General features: G+C 36.0%; 22 protein-coding genes and 1 riboswitch. Of the genes, 9 read left to right on the top strand and 13 right to left on the bottom strand.

The window, feature by feature from the left end; genetic code table 11:
- The 4 genes from SBO79_RS06765 to SBO79_RS06750 form a co-directional block, all read right to left on the bottom strand.
- Entirely contained in the window at positions 1-513 is a 513-nt protein-coding gene (locus SBO79_RS06765) for a GFO_1090 family protein (RefSeq protein ID WP_318643326.1), read from the bottom strand.
- Between the two features lie 18 nt (positions 514-531).
- A complete protein-coding gene (locus SBO79_RS06760; RefSeq protein WP_318643324.1) occupies positions 532-801 on the bottom strand; it encodes a hypothetical protein in 270 nt (89 codons plus the stop codon).
- 155 nt (positions 802-956) lie between these two features.
- The gene (locus tag SBO79_RS06755) at positions 957-1,982 is read right to left on the bottom strand and encodes a YncE family protein (RefSeq protein ID WP_318643322.1); all 1,026 of its coding nucleotides are present in this window, start codon (positions 1,980-1,982) and stop codon (positions 957-959) included.
- Between the two features lie 12 nt (positions 1,983-1,994).
- Positions 1,995-3,836, bottom strand: coding sequence for a TonB-dependent receptor plug domain-containing protein (locus SBO79_RS06750; RefSeq protein WP_318643320.1), 1,842 nt, complete (start codon positions 3,834-3,836; stop codon positions 1,995-1,997).
- Between the two features lie 32 nt (positions 3,837-3,868).
- Positions 3,869-4,059, bottom strand: a riboswitch (cobalamin riboswitch).
- 169 nt (positions 4,060-4,228) lie between these two features.
- Between SBO79_RS06750 and SBO79_RS06745 the strand changes: the two genes are divergently transcribed.
- From SBO79_RS06745 to SBO79_RS06735, 3 genes are read left to right on the top strand one after another with little or no spacing between them, the layout of a single operon-like run.
- Positions 4,229-5,365 carry an ABC transporter substrate-binding protein gene (locus SBO79_RS06745; protein ID WP_318643318.1) on the top strand — a complete coding sequence of 379 codons (1,137 nt, stop codon included), beginning with the start codon at positions 4,229-4,231 and terminating at the stop codon, positions 5,363-5,365.
- Positions 5,365-6,396 carry an iron chelate uptake ABC transporter family permease subunit gene (locus SBO79_RS06740; protein ID WP_406600255.1) on the top strand — a complete coding sequence of 344 codons (1,032 nt, stop codon included), beginning with the start codon at positions 5,365-5,367 and terminating at the stop codon, positions 6,394-6,396. The genes SBO79_RS06745 and SBO79_RS06740 overlap by 1 nt, the downstream gene beginning before the upstream one ends.
- Complete coding sequence (locus SBO79_RS06735) at positions 6,396-7,184, top strand: ABC transporter ATP-binding protein (RefSeq protein WP_318643316.1); 789 nt, start codon at positions 6,396-6,398, stop codon at positions 7,182-7,184. The genes SBO79_RS06740 and SBO79_RS06735 overlap by 1 nt, the downstream gene beginning before the upstream one ends.
- Positions 7,185-7,350: 166 nt before the next feature.
- On the opposite strand, the gene SBO79_RS06730 is transcribed toward SBO79_RS06735, so the two are convergent.
- Both SBO79_RS06730 and SBO79_RS06725 read right to left on the bottom strand, forming a co-directional pair.
- The gene (locus SBO79_RS06730; RefSeq protein WP_318643314.1) at positions 7,351-7,806 is read right to left on the bottom strand and encodes a tRNA (cytidine(34)-2'-O)-methyltransferase; all 456 of its coding nucleotides are present in this window, start codon (positions 7,804-7,806) and stop codon (positions 7,351-7,353) included.
- 14 nt (positions 7,807-7,820) lie between these two features.
- Positions 7,821-8,393: a pseudouridine synthase gene (locus SBO79_RS06725; RefSeq protein WP_318643463.1), complete on the bottom strand. Its 573-nt coding sequence runs from the start codon at positions 8,391-8,393 to the stop codon at positions 7,821-7,823.
- A gap of 843 nt (positions 8,394-9,236) precedes the next feature.
- On the opposite strand from SBO79_RS06725, the gene SBO79_RS06720 reads away from it, so the two are divergent.
- Positions 9,237-9,548: a hypothetical protein gene (locus tag SBO79_RS06720; RefSeq protein WP_318643312.1), complete on the top strand. Its 312-nt coding sequence runs from the start codon at positions 9,237-9,239 to the stop codon at positions 9,546-9,548.
- 82 nt (positions 9,549-9,630) lie between these two features.
- Here the strand turns inward: SBO79_RS06720 and SBO79_RS06715 are convergent, their stop codons facing one another.
- The 3 genes from SBO79_RS06715 to SBO79_RS06705 form a co-directional block, all read right to left on the bottom strand.
- The gene (locus SBO79_RS06715; RefSeq protein ID WP_318643310.1) at positions 9,631-9,915 is read right to left on the bottom strand and encodes a helix-turn-helix domain-containing protein; all 285 of its coding nucleotides are present in this window, start codon (positions 9,913-9,915) and stop codon (positions 9,631-9,633) included.
- 1 nt (position 9,916) lies between these two features.
- A complete protein-coding gene (locus SBO79_RS06710) occupies positions 9,917-10,162 on the bottom strand; it encodes a type II toxin-antitoxin system RelE/ParE family toxin (protein ID WP_318643309.1) in 246 nt (81 codons plus the stop codon).
- 162 nt (positions 10,163-10,324) lie between these two features.
- Positions 10,325-11,035: a Dph6-related ATP pyrophosphatase gene (locus SBO79_RS06705; protein WP_318643308.1), complete on the bottom strand. Its 711-nt coding sequence runs from the start codon at positions 11,033-11,035 to the stop codon at positions 10,325-10,327.
- A gap of 318 nt (positions 11,036-11,353) precedes the next feature.
- On the opposite strand from SBO79_RS06705, the gene SBO79_RS06700 reads away from it, so the two are divergent.
- The 4 genes from SBO79_RS06700 (at position 11,354) to SBO79_RS06685 (ending at position 16,937) form a co-directional block, all read left to right on the top strand.
- Positions 11,354-11,632 (top strand): hypothetical protein, encoded by a 279-nt coding sequence (locus SBO79_RS06700; protein WP_318643306.1) that lies wholly within the window; start codon positions 11,354-11,356, stop codon positions 11,630-11,632.
- Positions 11,633-11,719: 87 nt separating this feature from the next.
- On the top strand, positions 11,720-13,090 hold the full coding sequence (gene rmuC / locus SBO79_RS06695) for a DNA recombination protein RmuC (RefSeq protein WP_318643304.1): 1,371 nt from the start codon (positions 11,720-11,722) through the stop codon (positions 13,088-13,090).
- A 666-nt stretch (positions 13,091-13,756) separates the two neighbouring features.
- Positions 13,757-14,860 carry a hypothetical protein gene (locus SBO79_RS06690; RefSeq protein ID WP_318643302.1) on the top strand — a complete coding sequence of 368 codons (1,104 nt, stop codon included), beginning with the start codon at positions 13,757-13,759 and terminating at the stop codon, positions 14,858-14,860.
- Between the two features lie 31 nt (positions 14,861-14,891).
- Positions 14,892-16,937, top strand: coding sequence for an FG-GAP-like repeat-containing protein (locus SBO79_RS06685; protein WP_318643300.1), 2,046 nt, complete (start codon positions 14,892-14,894; stop codon positions 16,935-16,937).
- Positions 16,938-17,320: 383 nt separating this feature from the next.
- On the opposite strand, the gene carB is transcribed toward SBO79_RS06685, so the two are convergent.
- From carB to rpmH, 4 genes are all read right to left on the bottom strand, one after another.
- Positions 17,321-20,176, bottom strand: coding sequence for a carbamoyl-phosphate synthase large subunit (carB, locus tag SBO79_RS06680; protein ID WP_318643298.1), 2,856 nt, complete (start codon positions 20,174-20,176; stop codon positions 17,321-17,323).
- Positions 20,177-20,235: 59 nt separating this feature from the next.
- A complete protein-coding gene (locus tag SBO79_RS06675) occupies positions 20,236-20,727 on the bottom strand; it encodes a DUF6169 family protein (RefSeq protein ID WP_318643296.1) in 492 nt (163 codons plus the stop codon).
- Positions 20,727-20,903 carry a hypothetical protein gene (locus tag SBO79_RS06670; RefSeq protein WP_318643294.1) on the bottom strand — a complete coding sequence of 59 codons (177 nt, stop codon included), beginning with the start codon at positions 20,901-20,903 and terminating at the stop codon, positions 20,727-20,729. Before SBO79_RS06670 ends, SBO79_RS06675 begins: the two co-directional genes overlap by 1 nt.
- A gap of 101 nt (positions 20,904-21,004) precedes the next feature.
- On the bottom strand, positions 21,005-21,166 hold the full coding sequence (rpmH, locus tag SBO79_RS06665; RefSeq protein WP_022828464.1) for a 50S ribosomal protein L34: 162 nt from the start codon (positions 21,164-21,166) through the stop codon (positions 21,005-21,007).
- 143 nt (positions 21,167-21,309) lie between these two features.
- Between rpmH and SBO79_RS06660 the strand changes: the two genes are divergently transcribed.
- Entirely contained in the window at positions 21,310-21,825 is a 516-nt protein-coding gene (locus tag SBO79_RS06660) for a DUF2892 domain-containing protein (RefSeq protein ID WP_318643288.1), read from the top strand.
- The last annotated feature ends 5 nt before the right edge of the window (positions 21,826-21,830 follow it).

The raw sequence follows: 21,830 nt of genomic DNA, 5'->3' as shown, positions 1-21,830 counted from the left end.
TTAATTTTTACTAGCTTTTTTTAGTTGTTCGCCGCCTGGAAGTTTCATCTTGTCGGTTAATAATGCAATTTCATTTAATTCAAAAGTTCCAATTAAGGACATCAAAACGGTCTCGCTTCCGTTTGCAGATCCGTCAATGAGCATCAATAATTCCTTTACTTGGGTGGGAGTCGCTCCTGCCTTGACCATAATCTTAACATTCTGTCCCTGATCGCTTACGCGCATCAACTCATCAAGGCCTGCAGTTTTTACGTAGGCCGCCGCAGTGCTTTTCATGTCCGAAACTACGCTATTATTGGTTGTACGAAAAACTTTAAGATTGTCCAGCTTCTTTATCAAATCCAAATATTGCTGTGGTTCATTGCTCTTCACATTCCCCATCATCTGAAACATTTTCTTATTTACAATAACAGAATTTACGCCTTCCTTGCCATCGTACTTATCAAAAACCGTTTGTCCATAGAAAAATAATGGTGTTAACATCAAAAGTAAAGTCGTAAATATTTTTTTCATTTTTATAGATATTAATTTTTAATTGCTAATAGAATCGCTTTCTACGAAGACCTTGTTTTTTGCCTTGTCGTACTCCTTAATATAATGCACACTGTAAACACCTTTATTGAGACTTACTGATAATAGCTCCAAGGCATCTTTTGTCTCATAATAAACCTGACGTTGCTCCTTTGTCATCCCGTCGTCATTGGTAAAATAAACGATTGTAGCCACCACGACAATCGCAACTACCGATAACCATGCCAAAGCCTGCCTTTTTCTGGTTCCAATAATTTTTGACTTCTCCATATCACATTTTTTACTAGGCTAAAATACTAAAGAATTATGGAATAGATCTATAATAATAATTTTTAAATCTCGATTCTCAATGGTAGGTATGCATCATTCAAAAAAAAAGCTGACAGAATATCTGCCAGCTTTTTACTCAATAGTTTATGTAAAATCTAGTAGTTCAAGTAAAATCCGTTTGGTCCAACTTTCGTGTTAAAAGTTTTTAAAGTGGTTCCGTTTGGCGAATAAATTTTCATAATACCATCTTGGGTAAATCCATTTGCATCTGCAGAGAAAATAAAATCGTCAATTACAGCGAAGCCATAAAACGTAGAAAAATTATTGTCTGCAACACTAAATAGTGGTAGTTGGTTGAAATTCGTTGCCGTGATTGGCATTGCATAAACTCCTGTACCTACTGTGTACCAAATGTTGTTTCCGTCAACGTCCATGTTTTTGGCCTTTTTTAAAGAAGTAGTTTCAATTACACTTTTGGTATCCGATTCGGTATTGATACGATAAAGTGATGATCCATCGTTATTTCCGCACATTACATATAGGATTCCGTTTTTTTCTTCCATTGAATTTACGCCTACTCCAACTTCAATAGTAGTAGTAACTACATTAGTCGCTGCGTTAATTACCGTTACATTACTTCCACCGCCAAAGGCTCCATTCTGAACGTAAATTTTATTGTTTGCTGCAACAATTTTTTCCACAGTTTTGTCAATAGCAATATTGGTAATAAAAGCATAAGTTGATAAATCATAAACAGACACCGATTTTGTACCGCTGTTTGTTACAAATAATTTTCCGTTGCTACTTGTGCTGTAGCGAGGATTGTTTAAACCTTCGGTAATTGTTGCAACTTTTTTGAAGCTATACCTGTTTACAACTTGAACAATATTAGATGCATTTACCACAATAAATGCTTTATCTCCACTAAAACTTATAGACTGAACAACATCACCAAGCGCTTCATTATTATTTTCAATCCCATAAATTCCATTTTGAAATACGCTAAAATCATTTGACAGGAATGAAATTGATCCATTTGGAGTACCAAAGTTTCCTTCATTCACCACAAGGACTCCCTTATCATAAGTTCCTAGTGACGGTATTTGCTGAATTTCTTCTTCGGTTGTACAAGATGTAAAAAATAAGGCCGCAAGTCCAAGTCCTAAGTAAATTTTTTTCAAGTTCATTTTTTTTTAATAATTAAGGTTTAAATAAATTGTTGCATTTCTGCCCGGCATCGGTCGTTGATCCAAGCTATTGTATTTTTCGTTCCAAGCATTGTTGAGCTTTAGACCAATTTTGAACGTATTTTTCTGGCTAAAATTATAATCGATTCCTATATTGGAAAGATTATAATCGGCAATTGCATTAAAAGGATTTTCGTCAGATGTGGTAAAAACTCTGCCCGTAAACATAAATTGATAATAGACTGAAAACTTTTTGTAAGCATAATCAGCGCTTCCAGTCAGTTTGTGATACGGAACATAGAATAATTGTTTGTTTGTTTTATCATCTTTGGATGACGTATAAGAATATCCTCCACGCAAATTAAAAGAATGATTACCCATCTTTTTTCCATAATCTAGAGCTGCTTCGGCACCCATAATGGTAACTCTATCGGTATTAAATGGCGACCAGAATGAGTTATTGGTCGGCAACCATCTAATCATATCTTTTACTTTTGTTACAAATCCTGTGGCGGTAAAAGTGATCGGTCCAGCCGAAAGAATATTTATAAATTCTCCTTGAAGTGCATTTTCTGGTTTCAAATCAACATTTCCACCTTCTTGCCAATATAAATCGTTGAATGTTGGAATTCGGTAGTTTTTTGAAGCATTAATTTTAACTCTATAAAAAGATAAAACATCGTAATAAGACCCCGCCGAGAATAATAGTGGGCTATTAAAATCGGAGGCCGATTCTTTACGTAAACCCAGCTCGTATCCAAATTTCTCGGTCAGATCGTGTTTCCATAAAACACTCGCGCCTAATGCCTCTCTCCTATTTTTGATAATTCCCGATCCTGTTCCTGAATTTTGGCTGTAATCGATAATGGCATTTAGTTTCGCTTTCGCTAAAAGTTGAATGCTAAAATCATATTTCGCAATCAAAGTTTTAACTTCTCCAGAAGATAAAAATTCGTCCTTTCTGATATTATCAAAATAGTGGAATTCTTCTAAAACGTAGGCCAGTTTTAATTTGGATGAGACTTTCGTCGAAGGTTTAAAAGTCCAACTTAGAAGATTTCGAGTATTGAAGTCTTGGTATTTTGTTCGAATTGCATTTGGCGACGTAATGGCAAAATTTCGTTCTCCGTCAGCCATCTGACTAAAAAATTCTATCTGATGTCTTCGGTTGAATCTATATGCAACTGCCGCATCAAAACTAGTGTTGAAATATTGCCCATTGGTATTTCGCTGTTCTTTTCCGACAAATTTATAATCGTTGTCCGAACTATTTCTCGAAAATCCAGCCGAAGCACTCCATTTAGCGGAAGCTGCCTTTACAGAATAGGCGGTACTCAGCGTATTATTTGCGCCGTAGTAAATCTGAAGATCATTTTTGAAGCTTTCGCCAAATTGCAAATCGTTGTTCAAATGCACTGTTCCGCCAATTGCCCCACTGCCGTATAATATACTTCCTCCACCGGCTTTAACATCAATTGTTTGAAAGGACCTTGTGCTAACAGTATTGAAATCTGTCTGTCCTAGTAATTGAGAATTAATATTAATTCCGTTCCAGACTACTGCGGTTTGCTGCGAAGAAGTTCCCCGGAAAGACGGCGACGAAACTCCTCCAATGCCGTGCTCTTTCATATAAATACCAGAATTGAACTCCAAAAGCGAGGTCAACAAATGGCCATTGCGTCGAATTAAAGTATCCGAAAGATGCAAAACAGTTTGAGTTTCGGTAAAATCCTTAAGGTGTGAATCGGTAATAATCACTTCGTCCAAAGCGATGCTCGACTCTTGCGCTTTGGCAACAGTAAACCCAAAAATAAAAAGTGCTGAAATAAAAAACTTGTGTAAAACCATAATTTCATAAATCTTTTTTCCCGAAGATTCGATATTTGTTATGATTTAAGGCAGGTCTCCTGGCTTGCATCTGCTGTATACCTTCCCAAGAAAATCTCAGTGGTGTTAGACAACAACAGTTTTATAGCTTACAGTTGCGGGAACAGCTTAGGTTTTAAACCTAATTCCCTTTTAATGCGATTCAGAGTAATTATGAATAGCAACCTTAATCAGGGCGCAAAGGTACAAAATAATTAAGCGTAGTAATAATCGATTTACTAAATATCTATCAGCGTTCTTTGCGCGTGAAAAATGTCGAGAAAAAAGTTTTAGAATTCTTTCAAAATTAAAAGTAATTTTGCCACTTTAAGAATTTCAACAAAAATTGAAGTTTTAAAAACCCGTTTAGAATTATGAAAAATAGCCTATATTACCTAGTAACACTTCTCCTTATTGCCCTCATTGGATGCAAAAAACCGCAAAATACATCGTCGGTTATTACTCTATCCGAGAATACCGTTGAGTATGCAACAGGATTTTCAATTCACCCTTACGACGGATATTCAGTAGTAAAAATTACAAATCCATGGCCTAATGCGGGAAAAGAATTTACATATATTTTAAAATCGGCAAATGGAATTGTTCCCGATAGCCTTGCTAAGTTCACTCAGATTAATGTTCCAATCAAAAGCATAATTGCTACTTCTACCACACACATTCCATCGTTGGAAATGCTTGGAGTTGAAAATACTTTGGTTGGTTTTCCGCAGACAAATTTTATTTCGTCGCCGAAAGTTCGAGCATTAATCGATCAGAAAAAAGTAAAGGAAGTTGGAGATAATCAAAGTTTAAACACCGAAATTATTATTGATCTTCAACCAGATTTGATTGTTGGTTTTGGCATTGACAACAACAATCCTTCTCTAGACAATTTACAGAAAAGCGGTCTTAAGGTACTTTTAAATGGCGATTGGAATGAAAAAACTCCGTTGGGTAAAGCTGAATGGATCAAGCTGATTGCGGCTTTATACGAAAAGGAAGATTTGGCAGATTCTATTTTTAAAAATATAGAAAAGGAATATTTATCCACCAAAAAGTTAGCTGCCAAGGCAAAAAAGAAACCGACTGTTTTATCGGGCTCGATGTATGAATCTCAGTGGTATTTGCCTAGTGGCGAAAGTTGGAATGCACAGTTTATGCGCGATGCCAATTCCAATTATTTGTGGTCAACAACCAAGGGTACAGGAAGTTTGTCTCTATCATTTGAAACAGTGTTGGAAAAAGGTATCAATGCTGAGTTTTGGATCGGTCCAGCAAGCTTCACTTCTTATTCAGAAATGACCGAATCAAATCCACATTATGCTAAATTTGATGCTTTCAAAAATAAAAATATCTATTCCTATAGCTCGAAAAAAGGAAGTACAGGCGGCGTAATTTTTTATGAGCTTGCGCCAAATAGGCCTGATCTGGTGTTGAAAGATTTCGTGAAAATTTTCCATCCTGAATTACTGCCAGATTATGAACTGTACTTTTTTGAAAAACTAAAATAGTGCCAAACCAAAAATCATATTATTTTCACTTTTCAGCTTTGATTATTGCTGTGCTCTGTATGTTTCTGGTAAACATTGCATCGGGCTCAGTGAGTATTCCAGTGAAAGAGGTTATCAATAGTATTTTTGGTTTTAAAGTTGAAAAGGAAACTTGGAATTATATCATTCTAAGTTTTAGATTGCCAAAAGCGATTACTGCAGTATTGGTGGGCATGGGATTGTCAATCAGCGGACTATTGATGCAGACATTATTCAGAAATCCACTTGCAGGACCTTATGTTTTAGGTCTAAGCTCAGGATCAAGTTTGGGAGTTGCATTCGTTATTTTGGGTGCTGCATTTCTGCCAGTTTCAATTCAGCCATTTCTAAATTCTTCTTTTTCGATAATTTTCGCAGCCTTTTTAGGAAGTACTTTGGTACTTGCCGCCGTAGTTTTGGTGGCTCAAAAACTTCGAGATACGATGTCAATTCTGATTGTGGGATTGATGTTTGCCAATTTCACCGGAGCTATTGTCGGCGTTTTAATCTATTTTGGCTCAGCCGAACAATTGCAGAAATTCACCTTTTGGGGATTGGGAAACCTTGGGAATCTTCCGTGGTCGTCGGTAGCAACTTTGGCAGGATGCATTTTTGCAGGTTTGATTCTAGGAGTTTTCAGTATAAAGCCTTTAAATGCTTTGCTACTGGGAGAAAATTATGCCCGTAGTTTAGGACTAAATTACAAACGAACGCAACTCATAATTATCTTTGCAACTAGTATTCTGGCTAGTAGTATTACCGCTTTTGTGGGACCAATTGCCTTTCTAGGATTGGCGGTTCCGCACATCGCAAAGTTAATTTTTCAAACTAGCAATCACAGAATTCTTTTTTGGGCTACGATGATTTTCGGAGCATTCACGATGCTAGTTTGCGATACAATTGCGCAACTCCCAGGTTTGGATTTTACTTTACCTATAAATGCTGTCACTTCTATCGTAGGCGCGCCAGTAGTAGTTTGGCTACTATTGCGAAAACGTAAAATGATATTGTAATGAAAGATAAAAAAGCAGTTATTACAAGAGATTTAAGCATCGGCTACAAACAGAAGTCCGAAGAGAATGTTATTGGAAAAAATATAAATCTCGAACTAAACTACGGTAGTCTTGTGGCGCTTGTGGGGATAAATGGCGTGGGGAAATCAACATTATTGCGAACACTTAGCGGAATTCAGAAACCATTAAAAGGGCAGGTATTTCTGAACGATATTGAGATTCGAGATTACAATGAAGCCTTGCTTGCGCAAAATTTAAGTTTGGTTCTTACCGAAAGACTTCCTCCGGGTAATCTTACCGTTTACGAAATTGTAGCTTTAGGCAGACAACCTTATACTAATTGGATCGGGCGACTTTCCAGCAAAGATAAAGAGCAGATTTTCAATGCTATCAATCTAACTGGAATCAGCGAAATGGTTCACAAAAAGCATTATGAAATTAGCGACGGACAACTGCAAAAAGTTCTGATTGCCCGCGCCCTAGCTCAGGATACTGAGATTATAATTCTGGACGAACCTACTACACACCTAGATTTACAACACAAAGCTTCGCTGCTTCAGTTGCTAAAAAAACTCGCTCGAGAAACCGATAAGTGCATTTTATATTCCACTCATGACATCGATATGGCAATTCAGGTTTGCGATCAGATGATTATTATGAGCAAGGAAAAAGTACTGTTTGACAATCCTTGTAATTTCATTTCCAATAAATCATTTGACAGCATTTTCGAAGATAAAAACATTTCTTTTGATGAAGAGAAAGCGAAGTTTATTTTTAAGAAAAACTAAAATTACTTAGATGATAAAATCTGTCTTTTGGCCTCGCCTATTGCAAAAGCTACTGCGTTTCCAAGGTTATAGCTTCTTGCTGGACATGAGTTTAATTATGTTTTTGAAGATAAAGACGTTTCTCTTGATAAACAAAAGCGAACTATATCTTTAAGAAAATCTAAATTTACTTCGAAAATAAAATCTGTCTTTTGGCTTCGCCTATTGCAAAAGCAACTGCGTTTCCGAGATTATAGCTTCTTGCCAAAGACGAAATTGGAATTTGAATATGATTTTCAAAAGCTTTTAAAACTTCCTGACTCAAGCCTTCACTTTCTTTGCCAAAAACCAGCCAATCACCATCTTGAAATTCTGCTTCGTAGTAGGTTTTTGAAGTGTGTTTTGTAAACAAAAATACTCTCGATTTATCCTGAACTTTTTCCATCCACTCTTCTACATTCGCGTATTGTTTCCAATCCAAATGAACCCAGTAATCCATTCCAGCTCTTTTCAGATTTTTGTCGTTGATTTCAAAACCAAATGGATGCACGAGGTGAAGCCTATTTTCGGTACCAACGCAGAGTCGGCCGATATTTCCAGTGTTATTGGCGATTTCAGGTTCGATGAGAACGATGTTAAGCATATTATTGTCTTAGATTAATCAATTTCGAAATTTTCAACTTCCTGCACTGCTGCTGCTTCTAAATCCAACTTTAGATTTCCAATTCGAACACGCACCAATCGCAAAACAGGAAATCCAACTGCCGCCAACATTTTGCGAACCTGTCGGAATTTGCCTTCGGTGACAGTCACCGAAACCCAACTCATCGGGCCATGTCGTGGATCGCGAATTTTCTGCCGTCGTGCCATATAATCAATAGGGAAATCTAGCAGCGAGACTTTACTGGGCAGAGTAATATATTTCTGACCATTAAAACCTATTTCCACACCTTTACTGAGAATTTCTGCAGCTTCTTCGGTAATTATTCCGTCTACAAGCGCGTAATACTCCTTTTCTACTTTTCTACTTCGCACATATTCGCTGACTTTTCCGTCGGTAGTCAAAAGTAACAATCCTTCAGAATCTTCGTCAAGGCGTCCAATTGCCATTGTACCTTGCGGAAAGTCAAAGAGCTCTCCAAGGAGACGTTTTTTGCGCTTTTGCTCATATATAAACTGGCTTAGAAACCCGAAAGGTTTGTGAATAATAAAGTGACGGTGTTGTGGCATTTTATAGGGGAAATTGAGCGGCAAAGATAATCAAGTTTACGGTTTACAGTAAACAGTTTACGGCCTATTCTAGATAGCCAATAGCGCGGAATTCTAATCCATGGCCGCACAGTACATCTTACAAAACAATCTTTCTCACTTAAACGTTTTCCAAAAGTTTAAAGCTAAAGGCTGATAGCTGACAGCCAAAAGCTAACCCGATAGCGCGGATTTATTTCGTCTGTTCGGCTAAAGCCTCGGGTGCAATCCGTGCCCGTATTAGAAATTGTGACAAATTAAAGCGTGAAGATTATTGCCCTGCAAACTTGTCATCCTGACGAAGGAAGATACGAGTGACATTGGACGGGCGAAGCAATCTCATTTGAATCTCCGATAGTTCCGATTGCGCGGATTTATAATCCGTGCCCGCATTAGAAATTGTGACAAATGAAAGCGTGAAGATTATTGCCCCGCAAACTTGTTATCCTGACGAAGGAAGACCCGAGTGATACCGAACGGGCGAAGCAATCTCATTTGAAACTCCGATAGTTCCGATAGCGCGGATTTATAATCCGTGCCCGTATTAGAAATTGTGACAAATTAAAGCGTGAAGGTCAATCCTCCGCAAACTTGTCATGCTGACGAAGGAAGGATCTCATATGTAGCTCAATGTGATTGCAACTTTATGTGATTCCCTACACTCCGATTTCTTAAGTCGAAATGACAAACAAGATATTCTTTCAAAAGAACCATCAGAGAAAAGGCTGACAGCTAAAAGCTAACCGCTATTCTAAAATCATTGTTAACAAGCACAAACTATATAAATTAAAAATTGTACTTTCATCACAACCAAAAATAAATGCTATGTCAAACCAAGACCATAAAAACGAAGGATTCAGCGGTAGAAATATTGATAAAGATTACAATCCTTCTGATGAACCGCTAGAAGATAGATTGAAAGCCGAAAAGGAAATTGATAAAGAAGGTGACACCAAAATAGTTGAACGCGCTAGAGATTCCGGTGACAGTCTGAGAGAGAAAAATCACAATGCGCCAATTGAAGACAGTAAAAATCTTGAGAATCGCGATAAGAATTACGATCCAGATCCTAATAGATATCCAAATTCAGACCCGGACAATAAGAAAAATCGTGGAAATATAGAATTAGACGAATAGAACTTTCTCAAATCTTAAATAAAAAAGTCCCTACTTCAAAAAAATTTTTGAAGTAGGGACTTTTTTATCCCTGAGTTTCTAGCTACTCAACTTTTAACTCTATAGACATTCCCAATGCTTTTGCAACAAGAGCAAAATTAGACAAATACATGTCTTCACCGTTTTCAATTCGCGATATATGAGGACGTTTTTTACCAATTTTCGCGGCTAAAGTCTCTTGAGTCATTTTTAATTCTTTTCTACGATCTTTTAAAATTTCGCCAAAGTAATATGCGTAAGCACTTTTACGGAATTCTTCACGCTCCGCAGATCCTTCTTCTCCAAACTTTTTTGAAAGTAATTCTTTTGCATTTTGAATCTTTGCCATTCTAATTTTCATTTAAATATTCCTTAAGTATTTTTTGTGCCTTTTGCAATTCCTTCTTATAATCCTTTGTTGATTTCTTCTGAAACCCACTTAGGCAGACCGCATTTTTACATTCTATGAAGTTTTTATGATCTATTGCAAAAATAATGATACGGTATTCATTATTAGATTTTATCCGTAATTCATAAAATTCTGTTGATTGAAGTTTTTTAATAAATTTAGAATTCACAACCTGTACTTCAATCATTACTTCTAGAAGCTGAAAAAACTTACAGAGAATTTTTCGCTTTGACTATTTACAAAGCGAATGCATTCATCCGTTATTTCAATCTCTCTCATCAACAAATGTAACGAATTTGTTACAATTACTATGAAGTTTTAAAATAAAAATATTGTATTACATTGATTTTTAATCGAATGTGCCAAACCTACCCACATAAAATTTCGAATTAACAGTAGATCCATCTAACAACTTGAATCTAAAATTTCGCTCCTCAACTTTCTCAATTTCAAAATTCACCGGAACTGCATAATTTGGACTATCGTATACAAAGGTGTGATATTCGCCATTCTCCCCACAGACATCGACATCTGCAGGAAAACTGCTAACCAATTCCTTTGTCAAATCTTTGCCTACATATTCTTCTCCTAGTTTATCAGCTTGAGCGACCACAATTCTCGCTTTGAGACCTGATTCGTAAAATGAAGACATTAATTGCTGAGATGACATTCCCCAAAGTGGGAATAAAAGTTCCATATTCAATTTGGCAAATAGCTCTATTCGATACTGTTTGACATTTTCGAGGTGAATATCTCCAAAGCTAAAATGACTTACACCCAGACTCCTAAAATGCTCTACGGCCTTCTGAATTTCCTCTTCGTAAGAACGTGGCATTCCAGTTGCAACATTCATTATATATAAAGGAAGAGATAAACTATCTGCTTGTTTTTGGATAAAATTCGTATTTACAAAATGCATCTGTGATTCAGCAGAATCGAGATCAAAAGTTGTGAGAAGTGCGACCACTTCAAATTGATTATTTGACAACAGAGAATGCAACGCCAAAGCACTGTCTTTTCCGCCACTCCAACTGACAACACATTTAGTTCTTTTTATCACTCTAAAGTTAAAATTTGCGTTTTAATAATTTTCTATTCCTTGCAAATATATGCTCTTCCTGTAAGATCACTACTTAGAAGTGCATCAATAAATTTCAAGAATCCCACCATATCACTGGTTTTCAATCGTTAGCAAAACTTTATGACCTACTTAACGTCATGTTAAATTGTGTAAATGATTGCTAAAACTATATAATCTCCGCTCACAAGAAAATCTTAATTTAGTAAAAGATTAAAACATGAAATTCTGGCACAATTTTAGACTAGAAAATTTCAGTTTTAGCAAAATAAAATTGCTAATTTTTAAATTATACCGACTATGAAAGCTCTATCATTAATAATTTCAACCATTGTATTTTTCGCATCAGGATATTTCTTTGTTTCTGACTTTAATTTATCGGGAGAATTAAATCACGTTATTTACATGAGCCTATTATTTATATTAATGCTTGTTTGCGTTGTTGGATTCTTAATAAATATTCCACTAATTATTCAGGAAAGAAAGAGAGTTAAGAATCTTGCTTATAGAATTTCTCAAGCCAAGTTACCAAAATCTCCTATTCAGTTAAACCAACAAAAATTAGAAGTAGGATACTAAAAACTATATTTTTATCATATTCTAAAAAACGATTTATATCTTTATAAATCGTTTTTTTTTGTCCCCATTTCTAAAATAATTCCTATCATGCCTCTGTCTGAAATACTCCTTCCTAGCTTTGTCTGTCTAATTATCGGTTTTCTAATCGGAAGGTTTCTGTTCCAAAATCGAAACCATCCGACTTCGAATTCTGAAGTTTTAGAACAAAAGTTGCAGATGGCTGTACAGCAAATTGAAGAGCTAAAAAATGAACGCCGTGATGAAAAGGTTAGTTTCGAAAAGAAATTAGAGAATCTTCAGGTTGACAACGAAATTCTGCGAGAGAATAAGGTAGAACTTTCTATTATGCTTTCGCGAAAAGAATCCGACTTTGATCATTTGTGGGAACGACACAAAGAGCAAAAGAATGAAGTTGCGGAGTTGCAGGAGAAATTCACCACTGAATTCGAAAATCTTGCCAACAAAATCTTGGAAGAAAAATCTTTGAAATTTACTGAACAGAATAAAGTCAATATAGCATCGATTTTAAGTCCCTTGCAAGAAAAGATACTGCATTTTGAAAAAAAAGTGGATGACACTCATAAACAAAGTATCGATTACCACGCAGCTTTACGTGAACAGATTCGTGGTTTGAGCGATATCAATGCGCAAATGAGCAAGGAAACAATCAATCTAACCAAAGCTCTCAAAGGCGATAGCAAAGTTCAGGGAAACTGGGGCGAACTTATTCTGGAACGCGTTCTGATTAAATCTGGTCTTGAGAAAGGTCGTGAATATGAAGTTCAGCAAAGTTTTACGACTGAAAGTGGTTCGAAACTAATGCCGGACATCATGATTAATCTTCCGGATGGGAAGAAAATGATTGTCGATTCGAAAGTTTCACTGACTGCTTACGAACGTTTTTCGAATGAGGAAGATGAGCAAGAGCAAGCAAATTTCCTGAAAATGCACGTTCAATCTATCCGCAGGCATATTGATCAGTTGGCATCTAAAAACTACCAGGATTTATACAAAATGGAAAGTCCTGATTTTGTATTGCTATTTATTCCAATCGAAATCGCTTTTGCCTTGGCACTAAAAGAAGATTCGAATCTGTATTCTTCGGCTTTTGAAAAAAACATAATTATAGTAACTCCTACTACTTTATTGGCGACACTCAGAACAATTGATAGTATGTGGACCAATCAGAAGCAACAAGAAAACGCGATGGAAATTGCGAGGCAAGCTGGAGCGCTTTACGATAAATTTGTGGGATTCGTAACCAATCTCACTAACTTAGGAAAACGTCTTGATGATTCGAAATCCGAATATGATTCGGCAATGAATAAACTTCATGATGGCAAAGGAAACCTCATCACAAGTGTCGAAAAGCTTCGGAAAATGGGTGCAAAAGCTAAGAAAGAACTTCCAGAGGCGATGGTTGCAAAGGCTTTGGAAAGTGACAGATTGAAAGAGTGAAATAGTGGAAGATTGAAAGATTTGACGATAAAAAGACGTGGTGATTTCTTAAAAACAATATTTAATTGTCTTGCTTTAGGATGATCTCAGGCCTAGACGCAATGATAACCCCCGAAGTATCAATCTTTGGTCATTTATCTTGATAAATATTCTTAATCCAATTTTGCAAAGTTTTAAGAGAGGAGCGAAATTTCAGACCAATTATAAAAAGGAACCAATATTCAACCCTCCTTAATTTTGCGTAAGCGGAAAACTGATGGGCGAAATCCCAGAGCAATTCCAAAAGCTACAAATTGTCAATCCTTCCTATATTCGCGAAAGCGTAGAAATTAATGTCGAAACTCCAGAATAATTTCAATTGTAACTACTCTATAATCCTTCCTAATTTCGCGAAAGCGTAAAAGCTTTATTATGAATACAATTCCAAATTAGTTTGGAGGTTTAGAATAGCGAAACGTTCATAATTGTATATTTTGCGCAATTGTCTAGAAAATAATTGATGCTATATCATTACAGCTCTCACCCTACTACCATTGATAGCTTCAACAAATACAAATCAATAAAATTTACTAATTATTGTTAATATCTAATTATTATATATTTATTTATAATAAAAAATACTAAATTATAGTTTTTTCCTTACATTTAAAATTACAAAATCAGATAATGAGAAAAAATTATATTCTTTCACTTTTATGCTGCGCCGTAATTTCTGATTTATTTTCCTGTTCAACATCAAATAACGACGAGCATTACACAGAAATTCCTACGGTAAATGTTGATCTTACTAAAGTTCCCTACCAAAAGCTTTCCGATTACAAATTTTTTGAAGGCGCGATAAAAAATCAAAAACCAGCATTGGATGTATTAATTTATGAACCGGCTTCTAGTCTATTTACAGATTATTCCCTTAAAAAACGTTTTGTTTGGATGCCAAAGGGAACGAAAGCAACCTACGTATCTGATGGGAAAATTTTAGAATTACCTATTGGAGCTGCTCTTATAAAAAGTTTCTATTACAACAATGTTCAGAATGTAAATCCAATTGGATCGGCAAGAATCATTGAAACGAGAGTTATGATTAGAAAATCAACCGGCTGGATTTTCGCTGAATATGTATGGAATGCCGAACAAACGGAAGCATATTTGGATTTGGCAGGAAGTAATACTGCAATTTCGTGGAAGGATGATGATGGTCAGTTGCAGACAGTTGAAAACTATCGAATTCCGTCTGAGCAGCAATGTATGACATGCCATAAATCTAATGAACAACCTATTCCGATTGGAATAAAACCGCAAAATTTAAATTTTGATTTTGCTTTTAATGAAGGTTCCAAAAACCAATTACTCAAATGGATTGAAGTTGGCTATTTAGAAAATTCTTTACCAAACTCAATAACTTCTACTATAAATTATACTGACGTATCACAGCCATTAGATTTGCGAGTGCGATCCTATTTGGATATTAATTGTGCGCATTGCCATCAGACCAACAGTCACTGTGATTATAGACCTATGCGATTTGCATTTAACGAGACTTCAAATGCTGCAAGTATGGGAATATGCGTTGACACCCAAGATATGTCTGACTTTCCAGCAGCTCTCAAAAAAATAGTAAATCCTAAAAATAGCAACCGATCTATGTTGTACTATCGCTTAAATACAGAAAACGAAAGTTATCGGATGCCCTTGCTCGGGCGGAGCGAAATTCATGCAGAAGGAGTTGCTCTAATCGATCAGTGGATTAATTCTCTTGATGATTGCCAATAGTGACTAGTACAAATTCTCAAATTTTAACTAAATGAAAAAAAATTATTTTTTATTTGCCCTCCTCTTAGCATCTACGTGGTCATTCTCACAAGATACATGTTCCAATGCTCTGGAGATTATTCCGGGTTTGCACACAATAGCTGCAATTGATGGCAGCGAATTTCCAACCCCAATTTGCACCGTAAATGGTAGTGTTGCAGCTAACGGAAAAGGGAAATGGTTTTCGTATACACCAACGGATGATTATACGGTGATCGTTACAACTGATCTTTTACAAAACACTCCCAGAGTAGATACTCGTGTACATATTTATACTGGAACTTGTTCAGATCTCATTTGTCACGGTGGCGATGATGATTCAGGTGCCGGCTATTCGTCTGTTGCAACTTTCAATGTAGTAGCAGGTACAACTTACATTATTGCATTTGATAATAAGTGGACTTCAAATGGGTTCACTTTTGAATTAATTGAAGGAACTTTAGTAATTCCAGTACCACCAAGAATTACATATACCACACAACAAATTGCCAGCGCAAATAGCACTTATAATCTCTGTGTTGTAGATATGAATGGTGATAGAAAAGACGATATTGTAGGTGTAAGTGCCGATAATTTAAAAGTTCACTATCAGGGAAATGACGGAATATTTACAGCGGTTAATTTTCCGATTTCAGGTACGAGCAATATGCCATCTTGGAGTTTAGCTGCTGGAGATTATAACAAAGACGGCTTTAATGATATTGTTTTGGGTGGTATTAATGGAGTTACCTTTTGGGAATCTACCGCTGCTGGTACAAGCTATATAAATAAAACTTTTTCGCAGTACGTATTTAGCCAAAGAACCAATTTTGTTGACTTCAATAATGATGGACATTTAGATGCATTTGTCAGTCATGATATTGATCCTAATGTATATTATATAAATGATGGCTCAGGTAATTTAACTTATTACCAATCAGGAACAACAGCGGGTGCAATGAACATCGGAATTCATCCTGAAGGTGGAAATTATGGTTCCATTTTCGTTGACTATGACAACGATGGCGATCAAGATTTGTTTATAGCTAAATGCCGAGGTGGCTCGGGAACGGCTAAGTTTAATGAATTACATAGAAATAATGGTGACGGAACATTTACCGATGTTTCTGTGGCTGCTAATTTATATGATCCGATACAAACATGGGCTTCAGCATGGGCAGATTACGATAACGACGGAGATTTAGACATTGTGGTTGGCGCAAGTTCTACTGCTGATGGGTCACATAAATTTATGCGAAACAATGGCGATTCTACATTTACAAATAAGACGGAAGGATCAGGCTGGGATACCAATACTAGTTTAAATGTCGAATATGTTGCGCACGATTTTGACAATGACGGCTTTGTCGATGTTCTAGGTGGCGGCAACAAAATTATGTTCAATTTAGGTGATGGAACTTTTGCTCCAGCATTCTATCCAAGTATTGCCGTTGGAGGAATTGGAGATTTAAACAATGATGGATTTCTTGATATGCTCAACGGAAATACAATTCGCTATGCAGTTCCAAACAGTAATAATTGGGTAAAAGTTTCACTTCAAGGAGTTGAAAGTAATAGTTATGGAATTGGCGCAAGAGTTGAAATATACGGAGAATGGGGAAAACAAATTCGAGAGATTCACAGCGGTGATGGATTTAAATATATGAGTTCTCTAAATGCTCACTTTGGAATTGGAGCAGCTACTGAAATCTCAAAAATTATCGTGAGATGGCCATCTGGAATTGTTGATACTGTCTTAAATCCTAGTACAAATACAACAGTTCATTTAGTTGAAAGTTCAACTTTGCATATTTCAGCATTTGATAATTCGCAACTGAGCATCTATCCGAATCCTGCAAAGAATGTTCTGAACATTAAGACAAGTGATTCGAATACTTTAACCACTGCTACCATTTATGAAATTAATGGAAAGTTGATTCTAACAACCATAATTGTAAATAATACGATTAACGTTGAGACCATCTCAACTGGTTCTTATATAATAGTTCTGAAAGATTCAAACGGCAAGAAATACTCTAGAAAATTCTTGAAAGAGTAAGCAAATTTTTGAAAAGTATAAAAACTTCTGTCGTAGAATACTATGACAGAAGTTTTTTTTTGGAAATTGAGATCAAGACAATGATAATGATTAGGATAAAACGGTGACCAATAATTTACCTTCTACTGAATTGACACATTCAAAAATGGCAAATATTCAATTCTTCCTAATTTCGCGAAAGCGTAAAAATGATGGCGAAATTCCAGAACAAGTTCAAAAATTACCAGTCTCTAATCTATCCGCAATGCTATGCGATTGCTTCGCAAGTTCGCTATCGCTCGATTCCTCCTGCGTCGGAATGACAATAGAGTGAAAATAAAAAAAGCAGCTGCAAAATTAAATTCGCAGCTACTTTTATATTAAAATGATATTTTAAAAATATCTTATTTGCTCAAGTACATTTTACGACGTGAATACAATTCGTAAAACTGATCGTCTTTCAAGTCATCGATAAAAAGAATACTCTCTCCTGTCGATTTCATCTCTGGTCCTAATGCTTTATTGACATTGTGGAACTTGCTGAAAGAGAAAACTGGCTGCTTAATCGCGTATCCTTTAAGCTGTGGATTGAAAGTGAAATCTGTGACTTTCTTCTCGCCCAACATCACTTTTGTAGCATAATTTACATACGGTTCGCCATACGCTTTTGCGATAAACGGCACGGTACGAGAGGCTCTAGGATTTGCTTCGATGATATAAACCACGTCATCTTTGATGGCAAACTGAACGTTGATCAGACCAACAGTTCTCAATGCCACCGCGATTTTCTTAGTGTGATCTTTTATCTGCTGCAATACAAATTCGCCAAGATTAAAAGGAGGCAAAGTCGCATTTGAATCTCCAGAGTGAACTCCACAAGGCTCGATATGCTCCATAATTCCGATGATGTACACATTACCATCAGCGTCGCAAATTGCATCTGCTTCAGCTTCGATTGCACCGTCAAGGTAATGATCTAACAATAATTTGTTACCAGGAATATTCTTTAGAAGATCGATTACGTGCTCTTCCAATTCTTGTTTGTTAATCACAATTTTCATTCCCTGACCACCCAAAACGTAAGAAGGACGCACCAAAAGTGGGAAATCCAATTCATCTGCAAGTTGTGAAGCTTGATCAGCAGTTTCCGCGATTCCGAATTGTGGGAAAGGAATATCTAAAGTTGTCAGCAGTTCAGAAAAACGACCTCTGTCTTCAGCTAAATCCAAAGCGTCGTAACTAGTTCCGATGATTTTAATTCCATAACGATCTAGTTTTTCAGCCAACTTTAACGCAGTTTGACCACCTAATTGAACGATTACACCTTCTGGTTTTTCGTGACGAATAATGTCGTAAATATGCTCCCAGAATACTGGCTCGAAGTATAATTTGTCTGCTGTATCAAAATCTGTAGAAACAGTTTCTGGATTACAGTTGATCATAATTGTTTCGTATCCGCATTCTTTCGCAGCCAAAACTCCGTGAACACAAGAATAATCGAACTCAATTCCCTGACCAATTCTGTTTGGTCCTGAACCTAAAACTACAATTTTCTTTTTGTCAGAAACGATACTTTCGTTTTCAACATATCTTTTGCCATCTGCCGTTTCTATTTCTTCTTCGAAAGTTGAATAGTAGTAAGGTGTTTTGGCTTCAAATTCTCCCGCGCAGGTATCAACAAGTTTGAAGACACGATTTACGTTTAATTTTTCTCTTAATTTATAAACTTCACTTTCTAGACAACCCATCATATGAGCGATTTGTCTATCGGCAAATCCTTTTTGTTTTGCTTCAAGTAGAAGTTCTTTTGGAAGAGAATCAACTTTGAAAGTTGCGATTTCTTTTTCCAAAAGGTAAAGTTCCTCATATTGTTTCAAGAACCACATATCGATTTTTGTAATCTCATGAATTCTGCTCAAAGGAATTCCCAGTTGAATTGCGTCGTAGATTACAAATACTCTATCCCAACTCGCATTTGCAAGTTTGTCAAGAATTTGCTCGTAGTTGGTATAGCTTTTTCCGTCTGCACCAAGTCCGTTACGTTTAATTTCAAGTGACTGCGTTGCTTTGTGCAAAGCTTCTTGAAAAGAACGTCCGATTCCCATCACTTCACCTACAGATTTCATCTGAAGACCTAAAGTTCTGTCTGAACCTTCGAATTTGTCAAAGTTCCAACGAGGAATTTTTACAATTACATAATCCAAAGTTGGTTCAAAAAGAGCCGAAGTCGTTTTAGTAATTTGATTTTTAAGTTCGTCCAAGTGGTATCCAAGTGCAAGTTTAGCCGCAATTTTCGCAATTGGATATCCAGTTGCTTTTGATGCTAAAGCTGAAGATCTAGAAACACGAGGGTTGATTTCGATTGCTACAATATCTTCATTTTCGTCTGGAGAAACTGCAAACTGAACGTTACATCCACCCGCAAAGTTTCCAATACTACGCATCATTAGGATTGACATATCGCGCATTTTCTGGAAAGTGCGATCAGATAATGTCATTGCTGGAGCAACCGTGATTGAATCTCCAGTATGAATTCCCATTGGATCCATATTTTCGATAGAACAGATAATTACAACATTATCATTCTTATCTCTCAAAAGTTCCAACTCATATTCTTTCCAACCAAGCAAGGCTTTGTCGATAAGAACTTCGTGAATTGGCGAAGCTTCAAGACCGCGTGTAAGCAGTTCGTCAAAGTCTTCCTTAGTATGTACAAAAGCGGCACCAGTACCTCCAAGTGTAAACGAAGGACGGATTACTAATGGGAAACCAAATTCCTGCGCAATCTCTTTTCCTTTAAGGAAAGAAGTAGCTGTTTTTGCTGGAGCTGCTGGAATTCCAATTTTTTCAAGTAGTTGTTTAAACTGCTCTCTATCTTCGGTTACATTGATTGCATTGATATCAACACCTATCAATTTTACATTAAAGTCTTCCCAAATTCCTTTTTCTTCTGCTTCAAGACATAAGTTAAGGGCAGTTTGTCCTCCCATTGTAGGCAAAACCGCGTCAATTTGTGGATGCTCCTTTAAGATTTCAATAATAGATTTGGTCGTAAGCGGTTTTAGATAGATATGATCGGCCATTGAAGGGTCGGTCATAATCGTCGCAGGATTGGAGTTAATCAATATAACTTCGATCCCTTCTTCACGAATTGAGCGCGCTGCTTGAGATCCAGCGTAGTCAAATTCGCACGCCTGTCCTATTACTATAGGCCCAGATCCTATAATTAAAACTGATTTTATTGAGTTGTCTTTTGGCATTGTGTTGTTTTTTGTTGTGTTGTATTTAGAGACTAGGTTTGACTTAACTTAAATTATAATTATTTCGAATTATTAATCGCAATGGCAATAAAAGCATCGATAATTTGATGTCGAAATGGATTATCTTTTCCTATAATTAATGAAATTGGAAATTTCCTATTGTCATGATCCAAAATAACTTCGTCAATTTTCAGAAATATGTCATTGTTAAATTCGGAAAACCACGAATCAAATTTTCTTTTTCTAATGAATTCCCTTCCGTCTGAAGAATCGCAAATATAAATTGAAATTGCTTTTCCTATTTTATTATAAAAATCTATAAAAATAGCCACTACTGTGGCTCCAATTTCTTTATCTTCTCTGGGCACTTTTAAACTTGGATCAAATTGTAATAAAATCCCGAATTCAAAAACACTTTCGCTGATATCTTGCATTTCATTCCCAAATAAGTAAGGAGTTGGTTTGAATCTTATTTCGTAAATAAGACCAAATTCTGTTTCAAAATAATAACTATTTTGAACACCGCCTTCATAAAGGAATTGATATGCCATTAATTTACTTTTAAATCTTGCAGTTTTTTTCGAATTTCTTCGAACTTAGTGCTTCTCGCAAATTTCTCGCCTTCGGCTTTCATTTGCTTTTGACTTTCTATAAGATATTTAATCACATCGTCTTTAGTCCTATCTGTCCGTTTTATAGCCGCTTCAAGTTTTTCTAAATTTTCCATAATTTGTAATCTTTTAAAGAATATATACAAAGTTACCTCTTTATTTAAAAAAAGCCGCTACTAATAAAAGTAACGGCTCGATAGTGATTAGAATCTAATCATTATTTTTTATGTCTTGGCTCACAAGATACAGTCAGTTTGTGTCTGCCTTTGGCTCTACGACGGGCAAGGACTTTTCTTCCATTTGCAGATTCCATTCTGTCCATAAATCCGTGTTTATTTCTTCTTTTTCTTTTCGATGGTTGAAACGTTCTTTTGCTCATTGCTTTGTATCTTTGTTCGTGTGTGAATTATTATTAATGCTTAAAACCGAGTGCAAATATACAAAGTCTTTTTTTTCTGGCAAGTGCTTTTGTAAAAATATTTTAAAACCTTTTGTTACCTTTGCAAAAACAAATTTACAACTATGTTTCACAGAAATTTAAAACTCGTTCTAGCTGCTGTTATTATCGCATTAGGAATCTGGCAAATTATCGATAGTAATATTGGAAATGGTATATTTTTAATTTTACTTTCTGCAATTCCGCTATTCCTTTACTTCAAAAATGAGTTTATTTTATTGGCTTTTTTAAAACTTCGTAAGCAGGATTTTGAAGGTGCTACCAAATGGCTAAACTATATAAAACAACCTGAAACCGCGCTAGTACAGAAGCAACAAGGATACTACAACTACCTTCACGGAATTATGGCATCTCAAAATAATATGATGCAGGCCGAAAAATACTTCAAAAAAGCAATTGCTCTTGGCTTAAGTATGGATATGGATTTGGCTGTTGCCAAATTAAATCTGGCCGGTGTAGCAATGAGTCGCAGAAGAAAATTGGAAGCGACAAACCTACTTCAGGAAGCGAAAAAACTTGATAAACAAGGTATGTTGAAAGATCAAATAAAGATGATGAAAGATCAAATGAAGAAGATGTAATCTTC

The sequence above is a fragment of the Flavobacterium ardleyense genome, assembly GCF_033547075.1.
GTDB lineage: Bacteria > Bacteroidota > Bacteroidia > Flavobacteriales > Flavobacteriaceae > Flavobacterium > Flavobacterium ardleyense_A.
Note: the sequence above shows the minus strand (reverse complement) of the source record. Positions and strands in the feature narration are given on the sequence as shown.